The 15,914-nt window shown below is 69.7% G+C and carries 18 protein-coding genes and 1 pseudogene; 9 read left to right on the top strand and 10 right to left on the bottom strand.

The window, feature by feature from the left end; translation table 11 throughout:
- Window positions 1-27 precede the first annotated feature (27 nt).
- Window positions 28-1,089, top strand: coding sequence for a chitinase (locus tag ABIE67_RS15950; protein ID WP_370257627.1), 1,062 nt, complete (start codon window positions 28-30; stop codon window positions 1,087-1,089).
- Window positions 1,090-1,112: 23 nt separating this feature from the next.
- On the opposite strand, the gene bla is transcribed toward ABIE67_RS15950, so the two are convergent.
- Window positions 1,113-2,075: a class A beta-lactamase gene (gene bla / locus ABIE67_RS15955; protein WP_370257631.1), complete on the bottom strand. Its 963-nt coding sequence runs from the start codon at window positions 2,073-2,075 to the stop codon at window positions 1,113-1,115.
- A 169-nt stretch (window positions 2,076-2,244) separates the two neighbouring features.
- On the opposite strand from bla, the pseudogene ABIE67_RS15960 reads away from it, so the two are divergent.
- Together ABIE67_RS15960 and ABIE67_RS15965 are read left to right on the top strand one after the other, a co-directional pair.
- Window positions 2,245-3,144: pseudogene (locus ABIE67_RS15960) on the top strand (LysR family transcriptional regulator); the annotation flags it as partial.
- Window positions 3,145-3,389: 245 nt separating this feature from the next.
- Window positions 3,390-4,322 carry a serine hydrolase gene (locus tag ABIE67_RS15965; RefSeq protein WP_370257638.1) on the top strand — a complete coding sequence of 311 codons (933 nt, stop codon included), beginning with the start codon at window positions 3,390-3,392 and terminating at the stop codon, window positions 4,320-4,322.
- A gap of 17 nt (window positions 4,323-4,339) precedes the next feature.
- Here the strand turns inward: ABIE67_RS15965 and ABIE67_RS15970 are convergent, their stop codons facing one another.
- The 3 genes from ABIE67_RS15970 to ABIE67_RS15980 form a co-directional block, all read right to left on the bottom strand.
- On the bottom strand, window positions 4,340-4,954 hold the full coding sequence (locus ABIE67_RS15970) for a LysE family translocator (protein WP_370257642.1): 615 nt from the start codon (window positions 4,952-4,954) through the stop codon (window positions 4,340-4,342).
- A gap of 105 nt (window positions 4,955-5,059) precedes the next feature.
- Window positions 5,060-5,449, bottom strand: a complete 390-nt coding sequence (locus ABIE67_RS15975; protein ID WP_370257645.1) for a VOC family protein — start codon at window positions 5,447-5,449, stop codon at window positions 5,060-5,062.
- A gap of 131 nt (window positions 5,450-5,580) precedes the next feature.
- Window positions 5,581-6,963 carry a glycine--tRNA ligase gene (locus tag ABIE67_RS15980; RefSeq protein WP_370257647.1) on the bottom strand — a complete coding sequence of 461 codons (1,383 nt, stop codon included), beginning with the start codon at window positions 6,961-6,963 and terminating at the stop codon, window positions 5,581-5,583.
- Between the two features lie 162 nt (window positions 6,964-7,125).
- On the opposite strand from ABIE67_RS15980, the gene ABIE67_RS15985 reads away from it, so the two are divergent.
- The 4 genes from ABIE67_RS15985 to ABIE67_RS16000 are packed head-to-tail and all read left to right on the top strand — an operon-like array spanning window position 7,126 to window position 10,262.
- Window positions 7,126-8,082 carry a metal ABC transporter substrate-binding protein gene (locus ABIE67_RS15985; protein WP_370257650.1) on the top strand — a complete coding sequence of 319 codons (957 nt, stop codon included), beginning with the start codon at window positions 7,126-7,128 and terminating at the stop codon, window positions 8,080-8,082.
- Window positions 8,083-8,104: 22 nt separating this feature from the next.
- Window positions 8,105-8,890, top strand: coding sequence for a metal ABC transporter ATP-binding protein (locus ABIE67_RS15990; RefSeq protein WP_370257652.1), 786 nt, complete (start codon window positions 8,105-8,107; stop codon window positions 8,888-8,890).
- Window positions 8,890-9,792, top strand: coding sequence for a metal ABC transporter permease (locus ABIE67_RS15995; RefSeq protein ID WP_370257653.1), 903 nt, complete (start codon window positions 8,890-8,892; stop codon window positions 9,790-9,792). The genes ABIE67_RS15990 and ABIE67_RS15995 overlap by 1 nt, the downstream gene beginning before the upstream one ends.
- A gap of 59 nt (window positions 9,793-9,851) precedes the next feature.
- Window positions 9,852-10,262 (top strand): Fur family transcriptional regulator, encoded by a 411-nt coding sequence (locus ABIE67_RS16000; RefSeq protein ID WP_370257654.1) that lies wholly within the window; start codon window positions 9,852-9,854, stop codon window positions 10,260-10,262.
- A gap of 209 nt (window positions 10,263-10,471) precedes the next feature.
- On the opposite strand, the gene ABIE67_RS16005 is transcribed toward ABIE67_RS16000, so the two are convergent.
- From ABIE67_RS16005 to ABIE67_RS16025, 5 genes are all read right to left on the bottom strand, one after another.
- A complete protein-coding gene (locus tag ABIE67_RS16005; protein ID WP_370257655.1) occupies window positions 10,472-10,990 on the bottom strand; it encodes a YcxB family protein in 519 nt (172 codons plus the stop codon).
- 37 nt (window positions 10,991-11,027) lie between these two features.
- Complete coding sequence (locus tag ABIE67_RS16010) at window positions 11,028-11,861, bottom strand: isoprenyl transferase (protein ID WP_370257658.1); 834 nt, start codon at window positions 11,859-11,861, stop codon at window positions 11,028-11,030.
- Window positions 11,862-11,877: 16 nt separating this feature from the next.
- Window positions 11,878-12,624, bottom strand: coding sequence for a DNA repair protein RecO (recO, locus tag ABIE67_RS16015; protein WP_370257659.1), 747 nt, complete (start codon window positions 12,622-12,624; stop codon window positions 11,878-11,880).
- An 88-nt stretch (window positions 12,625-12,712) separates the two neighbouring features.
- A complete protein-coding gene (locus ABIE67_RS16020; protein ID WP_370257661.1) occupies window positions 12,713-13,333 on the bottom strand; it encodes a DUF1266 domain-containing protein in 621 nt (206 codons plus the stop codon).
- A 30-nt stretch (window positions 13,334-13,363) separates the two neighbouring features.
- Entirely contained in the window at window positions 13,364-13,579 is a 216-nt protein-coding gene (locus tag ABIE67_RS16025) for a hypothetical protein (protein ID WP_370257663.1), read from the bottom strand.
- A 318-nt stretch (window positions 13,580-13,897) separates the two neighbouring features.
- Here ABIE67_RS16025 and ABIE67_RS16030 point away from each other — a divergent pair, with 318 nt between their 5' ends.
- Window positions 13,898-14,731, top strand: coding sequence for a Scr1 family TA system antitoxin-like transcriptional regulator (locus tag ABIE67_RS16030; RefSeq protein WP_370257665.1), 834 nt, complete (start codon window positions 13,898-13,900; stop codon window positions 14,729-14,731).
- The gene (locus ABIE67_RS16035) at window positions 14,713-14,988 is read left to right on the top strand and encodes a DUF397 domain-containing protein (RefSeq protein WP_370257666.1); all 276 of its coding nucleotides are present in this window, start codon (window positions 14,713-14,715) and stop codon (window positions 14,986-14,988) included. The genes ABIE67_RS16030 and ABIE67_RS16035 overlap by 19 nt, the downstream gene beginning before the upstream one ends.
- Here the strand turns inward: ABIE67_RS16035 and ABIE67_RS16040 are convergent.
- Window positions 14,972-15,844 (bottom strand): DUF6879 family protein, encoded by an 873-nt coding sequence (locus tag ABIE67_RS16040; protein ID WP_370257668.1) that lies wholly within the window; start codon window positions 15,842-15,844, stop codon window positions 14,972-14,974. The genes ABIE67_RS16035 and ABIE67_RS16040 overlap by 17 nt on opposite strands.
- Between the last annotated feature and the right edge of the window lie 70 nt (window positions 15,845-15,914).

Genomic DNA, 15,914 nt, shown 5'->3' on the forward strand with positions numbered 1-15,914 from the left:
TCGCCGCACCCCCACCGGGAGGCCCGTATGCCCCGCCGCGCCCTGCGCCTGCTCGCCGCCGCGCTGACCACCGCATGTCTCGCCCAACTGCCCGTGGCCACCTCCACCTCCGCCGCCTCCCCGACCGCCGCCGACACCTGCGCCGTGAAGTCGAAGCCCGTCGGCAAGGTCCTCCAGGGCTACTGGGAGAACTGGGACGGCGCCGCCAACGGCGTCCACCCGCCCTTCGGCTGGACCCCGATCACCGACTCCCGTATCGCGGCCCACGGCTACAACGTGATCAACGCGGCCTTCCCCGTCATCCGCTCGGACGGGACGGCCCTGTGGGAGGACGGCATGGACAGCGGGGTGAAGGTGGCCACCCCCGCCGAGATGTGCGCGGCCAAGGCCTCCGGCCAGACGATCCTGCTCTCGATCGGCGGCGCGACGGCCGGCATCGACCTCAACTCCACCGCCGTCGCGGACAGGTTCGTCGCGACGATCGTCCCGATCCTGAAGAAGTACAACTTCGACGGCATCGACATCGACATCGAGACGGGCCTGGTCGGCAGCGGCAACATCGGCCAACCGTCCACGTCCCAGGCCAACCTGATCCGCATCATCGACGGCGTGCTGGCGCGGATGCCGTCGAACTTCGGTCTGACGATGGCCCCGGAAACGGCGTACGTCACCGGGGGCAGCGTGGTCTACGGCTCGATCTGGGGCGCGTACCTCCCCGTCATCAAGAAGTACGCCGACAACGGCCGGCTGTGGTGGCTGAACATGCAGTACTACAATGGCAGCATGTACGGCTGCTCCGGCGACTCCTACTCCGCCGGCACCGTCGCCGGCTTCGTCGCCCAGACCGACTGCCTCCACAAGGGCCTGGTCGTGCAGGGTACGACCATCAAGGTGCCGTACGACAAGCAGGTACCGGGCCTGCCCGCCCAGCCGGGCGCGGGCGGCGGCCACATGTCCCCGTCCCTCGTCGCCCAGGCCTGGCGGCACTACGGCACCTCGCTCAAGGGCCTGATGACCTGGTCGGTCAACTGGGACGGCTCGAAGGACTGGACGTTCGGCGACAACGTGAAGTCCCTGCAAGGGCGTTGAGCGAGACGGACGATGGACAGCAACTAGGGCGTGTCGCGTCCGAGGCCCTCGATCGCCACGGTGGCCGCCTTGGCGATCAGGGCGTCGTCACGTTCGGCGCCCTGCTTGCCGCGGGTGGACATGACCGCCATGACGATGGGGTTGCCGCCGTCGTCCGGCCACAGCACGGCGATGTCGTTGCGTCCCCCGTAACCGGCGGTGCCGCTCTTGTCGGCCACCTCCCAGCCGTCGGGGACGCCCGCTTTGATGAGCGTGCCGCCCGTCATGTTCGTGGTCATCCAGCGCCGGAGAAGCTCGCGCTCGTCCCGCTTCAGGGCGTCGCCGAGCAGGAAGGCACGCAGGCTCTCCGCCATCGCGCGCGGTGTACTCGTGTCCCGGATGTCGCCCGGCACGCCTTCGCTCATGTCCGTCTCGTACCGGTCCATCTCGGTGACGTCGTCGCCGAGATCCTCCAGCACCCGCTCCAGGCCGTCGGGGCCGCCGAGTTCGTGGAGGAGCAGGTTGACCGCCGTGTTGTCGCTGTACCAGAGGGTGGCGGCGCACAGCCCCCGAAGGCTCATGCCGGTCCCGACGAAGTCCTCGGAGACGGGCGAGTTCTCGACCAGGTCTTCGCGCGAGTACTTGACCACCCTGTCGATGCCCTCCGTCCCGAACTTGCGGAGGACGGCACCGGCCGCCAGCGCCTTGAACGTGGAGGCGTACGCGAACCGGTCGCCCGCCCGGTGGCCGACCGACCTGCCCGTGCCGGTGTCCAGGGCGTACACACCGAGCCGCGCGTCGAACTCCCGCTCCAGCGACCGGAACTCACCGGCCGTGGGCTTCGTGGCCGCGGTAGGCGTCGCTGACGCGGAGCGTGCCGCACCGGCAGATGAGCCGGAGCCGGCCCCGGCGGCGGTCTCCTGACCGCACGCCGGAAGCGCGGCGAGCGCGAGCAGCCCGGCCACCGTCCAGGCGGCGCCCCGGCGAGTGCGCGGCGGATACGTCATGGGATGGCCTCCAAGCCGTCGAGGACATACGGAACATGCGGACAACATGCGGAACATGCCGACCCGGAGGGCAAAAGCCCTGGGCAGCGGTGACCACTCTCCGGCCGTCGGGGGGCCGAGGTCCAAGACTCGAACGCGCGATTCCATGCTGTTTTGGCATAGTGGGCTCGTGGATCTTGTCGCGGCCTGCCGGGCGTTCGTCAGCGTGAGCGAGCACGGCAGCTTCACGGTGGGCGCGGCGGCGGTCCGGACGGCCCAGTCGGTGGTGAGCCGCCGCGTCGCCGCGCTGGAAGCACGCCTCGGTGAACGGCTGCTGGACCGGTCCTCGCGGACGGTGACGCTGACGCCCTTCGGCCGCGACCTGCTGCCGACGGCGAGACAACTCGTGCGGCTCGCCGACCGGTTGGAGCACGAGGCGGAGGCCGCGCGGCGCCGGCCGCTACGGCTCGCCGTCCCCGCCGACTGCCCGACCGCGGCCCTCGCCCGCCTCATCGCGGAGGCGCACGAGCAGGGGGTCCTCCTCGACCCGTTTCCCGCCGGCCCGGCCGAGCGGGCCGACCTCGTGGCGTCGCGGCAGGTGCGTGCGGCGCTGCTCGCGGTGGCTCCCACCGAGGCGACCTGGACGGTTGCGCTGGGCCTGGCGGTCGCGCACGAGCCGGGCGGCAGCGGACCCGTCTATCTGGACACCCTGCGCCACGGCCGCGCCGACCGCGACCGGCGGCCCCGGCGCGTGTGGCTCCAGCCGGAGGACGACGTACCCCACGTCCGGGACCGGCTCGCCCGCCTGCGCGACGCCCTCGGCCTGCGCCCGTCCCAACTGGCCGTCGCCCCGACCGTGGCCTCCGCCGCGGCGAACGCCCTCAGCCACGGCGACGCACTCCTGTGCCCGGCGGCCCAGGCCCGCGAACTCCGCCTCCACTGGCGCCCCGTCGGCGAACTGGGCCCCACCTTCACACGCGGCTTCTCCCTGACCGTGGCGGACGAGACAGACACCGACGCGCTCCGCCTACGCCAGACCTGCGCACCCGCCCTCGCCCGCTGCCTCGCCGCGTCGGCGCCCCCGGAGGCACCCGCCTTCTGGGGCTCCGCACCAGACCCCGCTCCTCAAACGCCGGAGGGGCTGACGTACTCAGCCCGTCCGGCGTTTGAGGACGAGGCCCTTCAGGGCCGAAAGCGGGGGTCTGGGGGCGCAGCCCCCAGGGATGGGACGGGTAGGGGCGGCGGGGGCGAGGAACGCCCGGCATCTCAGCCCGCCCTCACCCAAGACTTCTCCCCCGCCGCCCTCGACCCGCCGGACCCCCCGAAGGCAACCCCATGACCACCACCAACACCGAACAACTCCTCAGCGACCTACGCCGAGACCTGCGCGAAGGCGGCCTGTACGGGTCGTTTCTCGTCCGGGATCTGGAGACGGGTGACGAGATCGGCATCGATCCCGACGTCGAGTTGCCCGTCGCGTCCCTGGTGAAGATCCCGCTCGCGCTGGCGACGCTGGAACGCGTCCGGCGTGGGGAGCTCGACGGCGCCAAGCTGATCGAGGTGCCGCCGGGCCGGGTCACCACGCCCGGTCCGACCGGCGTGAGCCGCTTCCGTCACGCCGCCCACATCGCCGTCGAGGACCTGCTCTACCTCAGCACCTGCATCAGCGACAACAGCGCCGCCGACGCCCTCTTCGACCTCACACCGCCCGAGCAAGTCGGGTCGGTCCTGGCCGAGTTGGGGCTGCGCGGTATCGCCGTACGGCACACCATGCGGGAGCTGATGGAAACCCCGGTGGAGCGTTTCGACCCGGCGGACGTGCACCTCGCGCACGCCCTCGCGATCGACGCCGGCACCCCGGGCCGCGGCCACCGGCTCCCCCAGCTCGACATCTCGCGCGCCAACACCGGCACGGCCCGGGCCTTCGTCGACCTGCTGCAAGCCCTCTGGCGCCCCGGCGCCACCGAGCCCGCGGCGGTCCACCCCGACGTCGCCGCACAGGTACGCGGCTTCATGGCCAACAACCTCGTGCGCAACCGACTCGCCCCGGACTTCGACTCCGACGCCTCCACGTGGTCGTCCAAGACCGGCATGCTGCTCAACCTGCGCCACGAGGTCGGCGTCGTCGAGCACGCCGACGGCCAGAGCTACGCGATCGCCGTCCTGACCGAGTCCCGCGTGGCCGCCGGCCGGCAACCGGGCGCCGACGCCCTCATGGGCCAGGTCGCCCGGCGCCTGCGCGACGAACTCCGTTCGCGATGGATCTAGCGCTCCGGCCGGCCGTTTCAGCGGGCCGTGACCGCCAGCTTCGCCCCCAGCGCCACGAACGACCCGGCGAAGCCCCGCCGCAGCCAGCTCATCACCCGGGGCCGTGAGGTGACACGGCTGCGAACGGAGGCCGCGAGGATGCCGTACGCCGCGAAGACCACGAACGTCGCCAGCATGAACACCCCGCTGAGCGCCAGCATGCGCGGCAGGGCGTTCGCCTCGCCAGGGTTCACGAACTGGGGCAGGAACGCGAAGAAGAAGATCGTCAGCTTCGGGTTGAGGAGGTTGATCAGGACGCCCCGCATGATCACGCGCCCGGCCGAGAGGGGCGCTGCCGCACCCTCGTCCACCGCGAGGGCCTCCTTGTCCTTGAGCGTGGCCCACGCCATGTACAGCAGGTAGGCGACACCGGCGTACTTGAGGATCTGGAACGCCGTCGCGCTCGCGTGCAGTACGGCGGCGACTCCGGTGACGGTGGCCAGCATGTGCGGCACGATCCCGAGCGTGCAGCCGACGGCCGCCACGACACTCGCGCGCCGGCCGCGGGAGAGTCCGGCGGCGAGGGTGTAGACGACGCCGGTGCCAGGAGTGGCGACCACGACGAGGGTGGTGAGGAGGAAGGCGATACTCATGCGCCCCAGCCTGGGCGGGCGGCGGCCCCGGATACAGGGCCAAAGCGACGCCTCCATCCGGGGCCAATGCCTGCGTCCGGGACCAACGACCAGCGAGCCCTCTGGTCAGGCGGGCGCGGGCAACGCGTCCCGCTCGGACTCGGCCAGCAGCACGCAGAACTCGTTGCCTTCCGGATCGGCGAGGACGGCCCAGCCCCGACCGTCGGACGTACGGCGATCAGCGACCAGCGAGGCGCCCAGCCCCAGCAGCCGCTGGACCTCCTCGTCCCGCGTGGTGTCGGGGCGCAGGCACAGATGGAGCCTGTTCTTGGTCGACTTGGGCTCCGGGACCTGGTTGAAGTACAGGGCCGGTCCACCGGGCAGCGTGACCGCGGTCTCCTCGTCACCGGGCCCGTCCTCGGGATCGACGGGGTGCCCGGTCACCTCCGCCCAGAACCGCGCCAGTTGGTAGGCGTTCGCACAGTCGATCGCGATGTTCGTCACGGTTGAGGCCATGCGCGCGATCATTTCCCGACGATGCATGGCCCGCCACCAAAATACGGCCGCCCGGCACCCGGACGGCAAAAGGCTGACGGGAGACGCAAGCAGCGTCTCCCGTCAGCCTCAGCTCACTGGCAGGCCCTTGATCAGGAGCCGATCAGCCGGCTGGCCAGGTACCCCTCGATCTGGTCCAGCGACACCCGCTCCTGCTTCATCGAGTCCCGCTCACGCACGGTGACCGCGTTGTCGTCCAGGGTGTCGAAGTCGACCGTCACGCAGAACGGCGTGCCGATCTCGTCCTGGCGACGGTAGCGGCGGCCGATCGCGCCCGCGTCGTCGAACTCGATGTTCCAGTTCTGGCGGAGCGCCTGGGCGAGGCCCTTGGCCTTCGGGGAGAGCTCCGCGTTGCGGGAGAGCGGGAGCACCGCGACCTTCACCGGGGCGAGGCGGTGATCCAGGCGCAGCACCGTGCGCTTCTCCATCTTGCCCTTGGCGTTGGGCGCCTCGTCCTCGACGTAGGCGTCGAGGAGGAACGCCAGCATCGCGCGGCCGACACCGGCCGCGGGCTCGATGACGTACGGCGTCCAGCGGTCGCCGGCCTCCTGGTCGAAGTAGGAGAGGTCCTGGCCGGAGGCCTTGGAGTGCGCGCCGAGGTCGTAGTCGGTGCGGTTGGCGACGCCCTCCAGCTCGCCCCACTCGTTGCCGCCGAACTGAAAGCGGTACTCGATGTCAGCGGTGCGCTTGGAGTAGTGGGAGAGCTTCTCCTTCGGGTGCTCGTACCACCGCATGTTCTCCTCGCGCAGGCCCAGGCCGGTGTACCAGTTCCAGCGCTGCTCCATCCAGTACTCCTGCCACTTCTCGTCCTCGCCCGGCTTGACGAAGAACTCCATCTCCATCTGCTCGAACTCGCGGGTGCGGAAGATGAAGTTGCCGGGCGTGATCTCGTTGCGGAAGGACTTGCCCATCTGCGCGATGCCGAACGGCGGCTTGCGGCGCGAAGTGGTCTGCACCTGGGCGAAGTTGGTGAAGATGCCCTGGGCGGTCTCCGGGCGCAGGTAGGCGATCGAGCCGCTGTCCTGCGTCGGGCCGAGGTGGGTGGAGAGAAGACCCGAGAACTGCTTGGGCTCGGTGAACTGGCCCTTGTTGCCGCAGTTCGGGCAGTTCACGTCCGCGAGGCCGTTCTCGGGGAGGTGGCCCTTCTTGGCCTCGTAGGCCTCTTCCAAGTGGTCGGCGCGGAACCGCTTGTGGCAGGAGGTGCACTCGGTCAGCGGGTCCGTGAAGGTGGCGACGTGACCGGAGGCGACCCAGACCTCGGGGGCCAGGATCACGGACGAGTCGATACCGACGACGTCCTCGCGCGACGTCACCATGTAGCGCCACCACTGGCGCTTCAGGTTCTCCTTGAGCTCGACACCCAGCGGTCCGTAGTCCCAGGCGGCCCGCTGGCCGCCGTAGATCTCACTGCAGGGGAATACGAAGCCACGGCGCTTGCTCAGGCTGACGATGGTGTCGATCTTGTCGGCGGCCACGGTGCTCTCTTCATTACGACGACGGGCGACGAAGCGAGGCGCTTCACAGCGAATGCTTCAGGGTACCGGCGGGGGATCCCCCTCAACCAAATCGGTTGCCCTCTGTGGACCGCTCATCACGCTTGTTGACAATCGTTTCCAATTTTGCTGAAAATGACTGTCATGAACGTACGACGACACCACATATCCGGGCTCGCCCTGGCGGCCGTCACCGCTCTCGGTGCCGGCACCCTCTCCGCCTGCTCCTCGGACAGCGCGGCCGCGGGCAACACGGACAAGTTCGACGTCGTTGCGTCGTTCTACCCCATGGCCTTCCTCGCCGAGCAGATAGGCGGCGGCCATGTGAACGTCTCCAGTCTGACCGAACCCGGCCAGGAGCCGCACGACCTGGAGATCAGCGCCCAGAAGCGGGCGCAGCTGGAGGACTCCGACGCCGCCCTCTATCTCAAGGGTCTCCAGCCGTCCGTCGACGAGACCGTCGAGCAGTCGGGCCTCAAGACGAAGATCGACGCCGCCACCCTCACCAAGCTGGAGGACCACGGCGACGTCGAGCACGAGCACGAGGGCGAGGAAGCCAACTCCGAGGAGGAGGGGCACGCCCTCGACCCGCACGTCTGGCTCGACCCGGTGAAGTACGCCGAGATCGCCAAGGGCGTCGGCGCGGCCTTCGAGAAGGCGGACCCGGACCACGCGGCCGACTACAAGAAGAACACGGACGCGCTGGTCAAGAAGCTCGACGGCCTGAACACGCAGTTCGCGGACGGGCTGAAGAACACCCGGAGCAAGGTCTTCTTCACCAACCACGCCGCCTTCGGCTACCTCGCCGAGCGCTACGGCCTGACCCAGGAGGCCATCTCCGGCGTCGACCCGGACAGCGAGCCCAGCCCGGCCCGGATCAAGGAGCTCCAGCAGGAGGCCAAGGCCGACGGCGTCACCACCGTCTTCTACGAGACACTGGTCTCCGACAAGACCGCGAAGACCCTCGCCGACGACGCGGGCCTCAAGACGGACGTCCTCGACCCCCTCGAGGGCATCACCGACAAGTCCAAGGGCGACGACTACTTCGAGGTCATGGAGTCCAACCTCGCGGCCCTGAAGACGGCCCTGGGAGCCAAGTGAGCCACACCCTACGGAGGACGGCATGACCGAGCCCGTCAAGCCCGTCGAGCCCGTCATCTCCCTGCGCGGCGTACGCGCCGAGCTGGGTTCGCGCCCCGTCCTGCGCGGCATCGACCTCACCGTGGACCGCGGTGAGGTCGTCGCGCTGCTCGGCGCCAACGGCTCGGGCAAGTCGACCGCCGTGCGCAGCGTCATCGGCCAGGTGCCGGTCAGCGCGGGCGAGATCGAGCTGTTCGGCACCCCGCGGGCCCGGTTCCGCGACTGGGCGCGGCTGGGCTACGTCCCGCAGCGCACGACGGCCGCGGGCGGGGTGCCCGCCACGGTGGGCGAGGTCGTCTCCTCGGGCCGCCTGTCCCGCACCCGCTTCGGCGTCTTCCGCAAGGCCGACCACGCGGCCGTACGACGCGCCCTGGACCTGGTCGGCATGGCGGACCGGGTGAAGGACTCGGTCAACGCCCTTTCCGGCGGCCAGCACCAGCGCGTGCTGATCGCCCGCGCGCTCGCGTCCGAACCCGAGCTGCTGATCATGGACGAGCCGATGGCGGGCGTGGACCTGGCCAGCCAGGAGGTGCTCGCGCAGACGCTCAGGGCGCAAGTCGCGGCCGGTTCGACGGTCCTGCTCGTGCTCCACGAACTCGGCCCGCTGGAGCCCCTGATCGACCGGGCGGTCGTCCTGCGCGACGGCTGTGTGACGCACGACGGCCCGCCCCCGAAGGCCGTCGGCCAGCACGCGCTGCCCGGCCACGACCACGTACACCCGCACGCGGCTCACGACGCCGAACCGATCCGGACGGGACTGCTGAGCTGATGGACCTCCTGAACTACGACTTCATGCAGCGGGCGCTGCTCGCCGCGGTCCTGGTCGGCATCACGGCACCCGCCGTGGGCATCTACCTGGTCCAGCGCCGCCAGGCCCTGATGGGCGACGGCATCGGCCACGTCGCGATGACGGGCGTGGGCCTGGGCTTCCTGCTCTCCTGGTCCCCGGTGTGGATGGCGACAATCGTCTCGGTCCTCGGCGCGGTCCTGATGGAGCTGATCCGCTGGTACGGCCGCACCCGCGGCGACATCGCCCTCGCGATGCTCTTCTACGGCGGTATGGCCGGCGGCGTGATGTTCATCAACCTCGCTCCGAACGGCTCCAACGCCAACCTGACCTCGTACCTCTTCGGCTCCCTGGCGACGGTGAGCGAGTCGGACGTGACGGCGATCATCCTGCTGGCGGCCTTCGTGGTGCTGGTCACCCTCGGCCTGCGTCGCCAGCTGTTCGCGGTGAGCCAGGACGAGGAGTTCGCCCGGGTCACGGGCCTCCCGGTCCGCGCCCTGAACCTGCTGACGGCGATCACCGCGGCGGTGACGGTGACGGTCGCGATGCGCGTGGTCGGTCTCCTCCTGGTCAGCGCGCTGATGGTGGTGCCGGTGGCGGCGGCCCAGCAGCTCACCCGGAGCTTCGCGGCGACGTTCGCGATCGCCGTCGCGATCGGCATCACGGTGACGATCGGCGGCACGGTCACGTCGTACTACCAGGACGTCCCCCCCGGCGCGACCATCGTCCTGCTGACCATCGGCGCGTTCATCGCGCTGACCGCGCTCGCGACCCCGCTGGCCCGTCGCAGGGCCCGCGCCCTGGCCGCCGCGCAACCCTCCGGTGACCCGGCGGAGTGTGCGATTCCGGCCAGCCGTGAGGGCTCGGGCAAGGTCGGCGTCTGACCGCTGACAGTCCGGGCTGGCACAATGGCCCGGCAAGTGCAGACGTGAGGAGGCAACCGGTGACAGTCGCTGGACCGCCCGTAAAGGGCCGCGCGACTCGACAGCGGGCCGCCGTGGCGGCGGCCCTTGACGAGGTCGACGAGTTCCGCAGCGCGCAGGAACTCCACGACATGCTCAAGCACAAGGGCGACTCGGTCGGGCTCACCACGGTCTACCGCACCCTGCAGTCCCTCGCCGACGCCGGCGAGGTCGACGTCCTGCGCACCGCCGACGGCGAGTCCGTCTACCGCCGCTGCTCGACCGGCGAACACCACCACCACCTCGTCTGCCGCGTCTGCGGCAAGGCGGTCGAGGTCGAGGGCCCCGCGGTGGAGAAGTGGGCGGACGCGATCGCCGCGGAACACGGCTTCGTGAACGTGGCGCATACGGTGGAGATCTTCGGCACGTGTGAGGAGTGCTCCGCGGCCTGAGCGGTTCTTCGCCCCCGCCGCCCCTACCCGTCCCATCCTTCTGGGGCTCCGCCCCAGACCCCGCTCCTCAAACGCCGGAGGGGCTGGATCTTTCAGCCCGTCCGGCGTTTGAGGACGAGGCCCCTTCAGGGCCGAAGCGGGGGTCTGGGGGCGGCAGCCCCCAGGGACGGGACGGGTAGGGGCGGCGGGGGCGAATTCATTGGTGGGGGTTACACGCGGGGCAGGTGGTGGCCCAGCAGCGCGCGCAGACGGTCCACGTCGGCCGGATCCGCGGCGCCCCGCTTGGGCAGGACCTCCACGAGCAGGACGTTCGGGTCCCGGCTGAGAAGGACCAGGTGGTCGCGGGTCTCCCGGTACCCCCGGAACACCGACCAGCGCTGGGTCAGCGTCACATGATCGGTGACGGTCGTGACCCCCGTGTCACTGACGGTCGTGCGGTACCCGCCCTGCCAGGAGACCGTGCGCAGCCCGTGATGGGCCTGCAGATGCGGGATCCCCCAGATCATGGCGGCGCACAGCAAGGTGAGTACCGCCGAGAACGGCCAGCCCGACATCGCCTGCGAGACGGTGAGCAACACGAACAGTGCGACCAGAGCCCAGCGCAGCAGGTTCAGTCGACGTATGCGCTCCCGCACGAGGACGGCCTTGAGAAAGTCTTCACGCGCAGGCTGGTACGCCAGCTCGACGGCGTCCGCGCCCGAAATGATGTCCCGCCCCTGGTGATCCATGGGCGGAACCCTAGCGCCCCGCCCACACCACCGGCCCTCAGTCCTGCTTGCCCTCCATGGCCAGCAGCTCCTCGTTCGGGATGGCCCCGCCGAACCGCCGGTCACGCGAGGCGAACTCGACGCACGCACGCCACAGGTCACGCCGGTCGAAGTCCGGCCACAGCACGTCCTGGAAGACCATCTCGGCGTAAGCGCTCTGCCAGAGAAGGTAGTTGGAGGTGCGCTGCTCACCGCTGGGGCGCAGGAACAGGTCCACGTCCGGCATGTCCGGGTAGTACAGGTACTTGGCGAAGGTCTTCTCGTTGACCTTGGACGGGTCCAGCCGCCCCGCCTTCACGTCCTCCGCGAGGGCCTGCGCCGCGTCCGCGATCTCGGCCCGCCCGCCGTAGTTCATGCAGAAGTACAGCGTCAGCTTGTCGTTGTCCTTGGTCTGCTCCTGGGCGACCTGGAGCTCCTTGGCGACCGACTTCCACAGCTTGGGCATCCGGCCGACCCACCGCACCCGGATCCCCAGCTCGTCGAGCTGGTCGCGGGTCTTGCGGATGAAGTCGCGGTTGAAGTTCATCAGGAAGCGCACCTCGTCCGGCGACCGCTTCCAGTTCTCGGTGGAGAAGGCGTACAGCGAGATCGCCCCGACGCCCATCTCGACCGCGCCCTGGAGGACGTCCAGCACCCGCTCGGCACCGACCTTGTGCCCTTCGGTACGCGGCAGCCCCCGCTCCTTCGCCCAGCGACCGTTCCCGTCCATGACGATCGCCACATGCTTCGGGATCAGCTCGCCGGGGAGCTTCGGCGCGCGGGCACCGGACGGATGCGGCTCCGGCGCCCGGTACTCGCGGCGCTGACGCCCCAGGAACCCGCGTACGACCATGTGCTTCTCGTCTCCCTTACTTTTCCACGTACCGAAGCGAACGCAGCCCGCGCTCCAGATGCCAGTGCAGATAGGCGGACACCAGCCCGCTGCCCTCCCGGACGTGCCGCGCCTCGCAGGCGTCGGCCGTCTCCCAGTCTCCCGTAAGCAGCGCGCCGAGCAGTTCGAGGGTCTGCGGCGACGGTACGACGCTACCGGGCACCCGGCAGTCGACACAGACCGAGCCCCCGGAGGCCACCGAGAAGAAGCGGTTCGGTCCGGGCATGCCGCACTTCGCACAGTCGCCGAAGCTGGGGGCGTAGCCGTTGACGGCGAGGGAGCGGAGCAGGAAGGCGTCGAGAACGAGGTGCGGGGCGTGCTCACCGCGGGAGAGGGTCCGCAGGGCCCCCACGAGCAGCAGGTACTGCTGCACAGCGGGCTCACCCTCGTGATCGGTGAACCGCTCGGCGGTCTCCAGCATGGCCGTCCCGGCCGTGTAGCGGGCGTAGTCGGTGACGATCCCGCCGCCGTACGGAGCGATGGTCTCGCTCTGCGTGCACAGCGGCAGCCCGCGCCCGATCAGCTCGCTGCCCCGCGCGAAGAACTGCACGTCGACGTGGGAGAAGGGTTCGAGCCGCGCCCCGAACTTCGACTTGGTCCGCCGCACCCCCCGGGCCACCGCCCGCACCCGCCCGTGCCCCCGCGTGAGCAGCGTGATGATGCGGTCCGCCTCGCCCAGCTTCTGGGTGCGCAGGACGATGCCGTCATCCCGGAAGAGACTCATCGCGCACCCTCGCCCAGCCTCTGGGTGTGCAGCACGATGCCGTCGGCGCGGAACAGACTCATGGGTTCATTCTCGCGTACGCCCGGAGTCACCGGGTGCGGTCCGGGTGGCTGATGGTGTTCCACGGCGCGAGATTCCAAGGGCTGGAACGATTCTCCGGGTCCAGCAGCGCACGCAGATGCGCGTCGGCGGTCGTCTGCGAGGCCGGGAAACCGGCGTCCGCCGTGCCCCGCAGGCCGTCCCGCCACACCTGCCGGCCGAGCAGATAGTGGGCCGCGTACTCCTGCCAGGAGCCGTACGTCCCCACCACCGCCGGCACGATGTTCTTCAGCGCGGTCCAGGCGTCGGACTCGTCGATCAGCCCGCACGCGAAGCCCCGGCGGGCGATGTCGACGTACAGCGCGGCGTCCCAGGCCAGCGGCGAGACGCCGGTGACGCGGTATGCCCGGGCCCGGTACCCGCTGCGGGACAGCGCGTCGAGCCGGCCGACCAGCTGCTCACGCGACGTGATCTCCCACTGCTCGGCCAGCCAGCGCCGGGCCCCGTCGTCGTCGATCCGCGCGAACGGATACAGCGTGGTCCGCGAGGCGCCCCGGTCCCTGCTCACCGGCGCGCTCAGCGACACCATCCACAGCTGGTGCGTGGTGAGCGGCACGGGGTAGCGGCGGGACGCCTTCGGCCCTCTCCGTCTCCATCTCCACAAACCCATGCCGCCGCACCCTACGGGCCCGCCCCTAGGTCAAGGAACCTCACCCCGGCTTCGCGCGTTCGCGTACGCGGTCGCCGCACGGAGCCGCTCGGCGGGGCTGGCCGTCCGTACGATCCCGGGCTCGGCGTCCCATTCCTTGCCGCCTCCGTACGGTCTGAGTTGGACGTACGGCCCCTCGTGCCCCATGACGATGCCGATTCTTCCGTTGCGTGTGTCGACGACGTACGACCCGATCGGTGGCTTCATCGCAGTACCGCCGCGAGGCGCTGCGCGGTCTCGACGGAACACCGGCCCAATTCGACGAGCGGGCAAGGGGCTTCACGCGCAAGACTCGCCGGGTCGATCCGGAGTGTCGGGAGCGTAATTCCTGCCTTCTGCAGCACCGCCCGCAATTCCTTCACTGCTTCCTCCGCTTCTTCGACGCAGTGCGCCGAGTGTCGTGCCGTCACGGTCACTCCCCCTCTATTTGGGTTTCACTCATTCCATCTCCATCCTGACCTGCGGCGCCTACACTCGGCAGGAGTCTGTGCCCTACAAGTGCGGGGAAGTGCAAGGGGGTTGGCCATGGCCAATGGTTCGAGGCTGGCGGCCTGGGAGTTCTTCGGTGCGGAGTTGAAACGGCGAAGGGAGGACGCCGGGCTCACCCAGGTGGAGTTAGGGGCTCGGGTATTTGTCTCCGGCGGATACATCGGCCAATTCGAACAGGCCATTCGGAAGCCTCAGCTTGATGTCGCGCAGCGGATTGACGAGGCCCTGCAAACCGACGGTATTTTCGAGCGGATGTGGCGCCAGCTCATCAAGGATCAGCGGTACGCGGATTACTTCGCGAAGGCGGCGGAGTTGGAGCGGCTCACGACAAAGATCTGCGAGTTCGCGCCCGCGCTGGTGCCGGGCCTCTTGCAAACGGCCGGGTACGCACGGGCGGTGACGCTGGCGATGAACCGGTTCGCGACGGACGAGTACATCGAGGACAGAGTATCGGGCCGCCTGGAGCGCCAGCACATCCTCAAGGACGCTACACGGCCCGTGTATTGGGCCGTGCTCCACGAGAACGTGCTGCGCATCCCGGTCGGCGGCCCGGCCGTCATGGCGGAGCAGCTGGAGCGGGTGGCGGCGCTGACGCGGGAGCGGACGGTGCTGGTGCAGGTGCTGCCGTACGCGGCTGGGGCGTACGCCCTGATGACCGGTTCGCTGAAGCTCATGGAGTTTGAGGACGCCCCACCAACGGCCTATACAGAAGCCGTGTATTCGGGGAATCTGCTGGACGATCCGGCTGTGGTGAAGCACGCGTACGCGGCATACGATCTGCTCAGGGCCGCCGCGCTGTCGCCGGAGGCGTCCCTAGCCCTGATCGAGTCGGCGGCGGAGGACTTCAGACGATGCGCGAGTACGACCTGAGCAACGCGAGCTGGCGCAAGAGCAGCTACAGCGACGGCAACGGCGGCGACTGCGTCGAGGTCGCGTACGACTTCCCAGGCGCCGCCCGCTGGCGCAAGAGCACCTACAGCGGTGGCGCTGGCGGGGAGGACTGCGTCGAGGTCGCCGACGGCATACCCGGCGTCGTCCCCGTCCGAGACTCCAAACTCGCCTCGGACAGCCCCGTACTCCTCATCCCCGCCCACGCCTGGCGCGGGTTCCTCACGTCTCTGCGGTGACCCGCGGAGACGTCTGCTGACGCTCGGCCTCTGCCCACAGCTCGGTGAACTGGGTGACGTGGTCCTCGATATGGTCCGGATCGGTGCTCAGCAGCGTGCTGTCCGGGTTGTTCTCCTGGTCCGGCTTGGTCTCGTGGCAGAGTTCGCCGTCGAAGACGATGAAGTCGCTCACCCTGGGGCTCGACTCCATCAGCGACCGCACCGCGATACGCGCGTCGATACCCCGCCTGCGCTGGTTGTCGCACAGTGCTCTGAGTTCCGGCGTGACCTCGTCCTCGGTGCGCACGATGAACAGGCGCCGGATCTCCACGCCCCGCCGCTTGATCGCCTTCTCCTGCGCGGCGAGGTACCGGTCGGCGGGCCCGCTGCTCCAGAACTCCCGGTCCACCGAGGTGCTGGTGGCGTCGAGGGTCATCTTGACGCAGTCGGTGATGTCGATCAGCCACTCGTGGTTCTCGCCGGGGCAGTCCGCGCTGCCGCTGCCGAGGCCTTCCATCATCTTGGCGAGGCGGCCCAGCTCCTTCTCGGCGAAGGCCTGCACGATGTCGCCGCCCTGTTCACGGACCTTGGTGTAGCCGAGGACCAGCCGGGTCACCTCGTCGGAGCGCAGCACCGAACCGTCCACCTGGCTGAACAGCGTCGTCGCGGCGAGGATCTCGTTGAAGCGCGTGTCGACCTTCTCGAACCGCTCCCCGAAGTCGATCAGGAACTGCACGATCAGCGCCGCACTGCCGATGACGATGGACGCCACCCACTGCCAGATGTTCCCGTCGTCCTGGTCCAGGATGCTGGTCAGCAGGAAGGCCCCGCCCGCCGCGCCGGCGGTGATCACGATCCGCCAGAACATCTTGGGCATGCGTGGCTCCGGACGCGGCGCCCCTTGCCCGTTGCCACCTGCTCCTAACGATGACGCTCCGCTCATTTCT

The organism is Streptomyces sp. V4I8, from assembly GCF_041261225.1.
Classification (GTDB): domain Bacteria; phylum Actinomycetota; class Actinomycetes; order Streptomycetales; family Streptomycetaceae; genus Streptomyces.

What these genes read in the sequence shown, in the direction of transcription:
- ABIE67_RS15950 (WP_370257627.1), top strand. Translation starts at nt 28, where the DNA reads ATGCCCCGCCGCGCCCTGCGCCTGCTCGCCGCCGCGCTGACCACCGCA.
- bla (WP_370257631.1), bottom strand. Translation starts at nt 2,075, where the DNA reads ATGACGTATCCGCCGCGCACTCGCCGGGGCGCCGCCTGGACGGTGGCC.
- ABIE67_RS15965 (WP_370257638.1), top strand. Translation starts at nt 3,390, where the DNA reads ATGACCACCACCAACACCGAACAACTCCTCAGCGACCTACGCCGAGAC.
- ABIE67_RS15970 (WP_370257642.1), bottom strand. Translation starts at nt 4,954, where the DNA reads ATGAGTATCGCCTTCCTCCTCACCACCCTCGTCGTGGTCGCCACTCCT.
- ABIE67_RS15975 (WP_370257645.1), bottom strand. Translation starts at nt 5,449, where the DNA reads ATGGCCTCAACCGTGACGAACATCGCGATCGACTGTGCGAACGCCTAC.
- ABIE67_RS15985 (WP_370257650.1), top strand. Translation starts at nt 7,126, where the DNA reads ATGAACGTACGACGACACCACATATCCGGGCTCGCCCTGGCGGCCGTC.
- ABIE67_RS15990 (WP_370257652.1), top strand. Translation starts at nt 8,105, where the DNA reads ATGACCGAGCCCGTCAAGCCCGTCGAGCCCGTCATCTCCCTGCGCGGC.
- ABIE67_RS15995 (WP_370257653.1), top strand. Translation starts at nt 8,890, where the DNA reads ATGGACCTCCTGAACTACGACTTCATGCAGCGGGCGCTGCTCGCCGCG.
- ABIE67_RS16005 (WP_370257655.1), bottom strand. Translation starts at nt 10,990, where the DNA reads ATGGATCACCAGGGGCGGGACATCATTTCGGGCGCGGACGCCGTCGAG.
- ABIE67_RS16010 (WP_370257658.1), bottom strand. Translation starts at nt 11,861, where the DNA reads ATGGTCGTACGCGGGTTCCTGGGGCGTCAGCGCCGCGAGTACCGGGCG.
- recO (WP_370257659.1), bottom strand. Translation starts at nt 12,624, where the DNA reads ATGAGTCTCTTCCGGGATGACGGCATCGTCCTGCGCACCCAGAAGCTG.
- ABIE67_RS16020 (WP_370257661.1), bottom strand. Translation starts at nt 13,333, where the DNA reads ATGGGTTTGTGGAGATGGAGACGGAGAGGGCCGAAGGCGTCCCGCCGC.
- ABIE67_RS16025 (WP_370257663.1), bottom strand. Translation starts at nt 13,579, where the DNA reads ATGAAGCCACCGATCGGGTCGTACGTCGTCGACACACGCAACGGAAGA.
- ABIE67_RS16030 (WP_370257665.1), top strand. Translation starts at nt 13,898, where the DNA reads ATGGCCAATGGTTCGAGGCTGGCGGCCTGGGAGTTCTTCGGTGCGGAG.
- ABIE67_RS16035 (WP_370257666.1), top strand. Translation starts at nt 14,713, where the DNA reads ATGCGCGAGTACGACCTGAGCAACGCGAGCTGGCGCAAGAGCAGCTAC.
- ABIE67_RS16040 (WP_370257668.1), bottom strand. Translation starts at nt 15,844, where the DNA reads ATGCCCAAGATGTTCTGGCGGATCGTGATCACCGCCGGCGCGGCGGGC.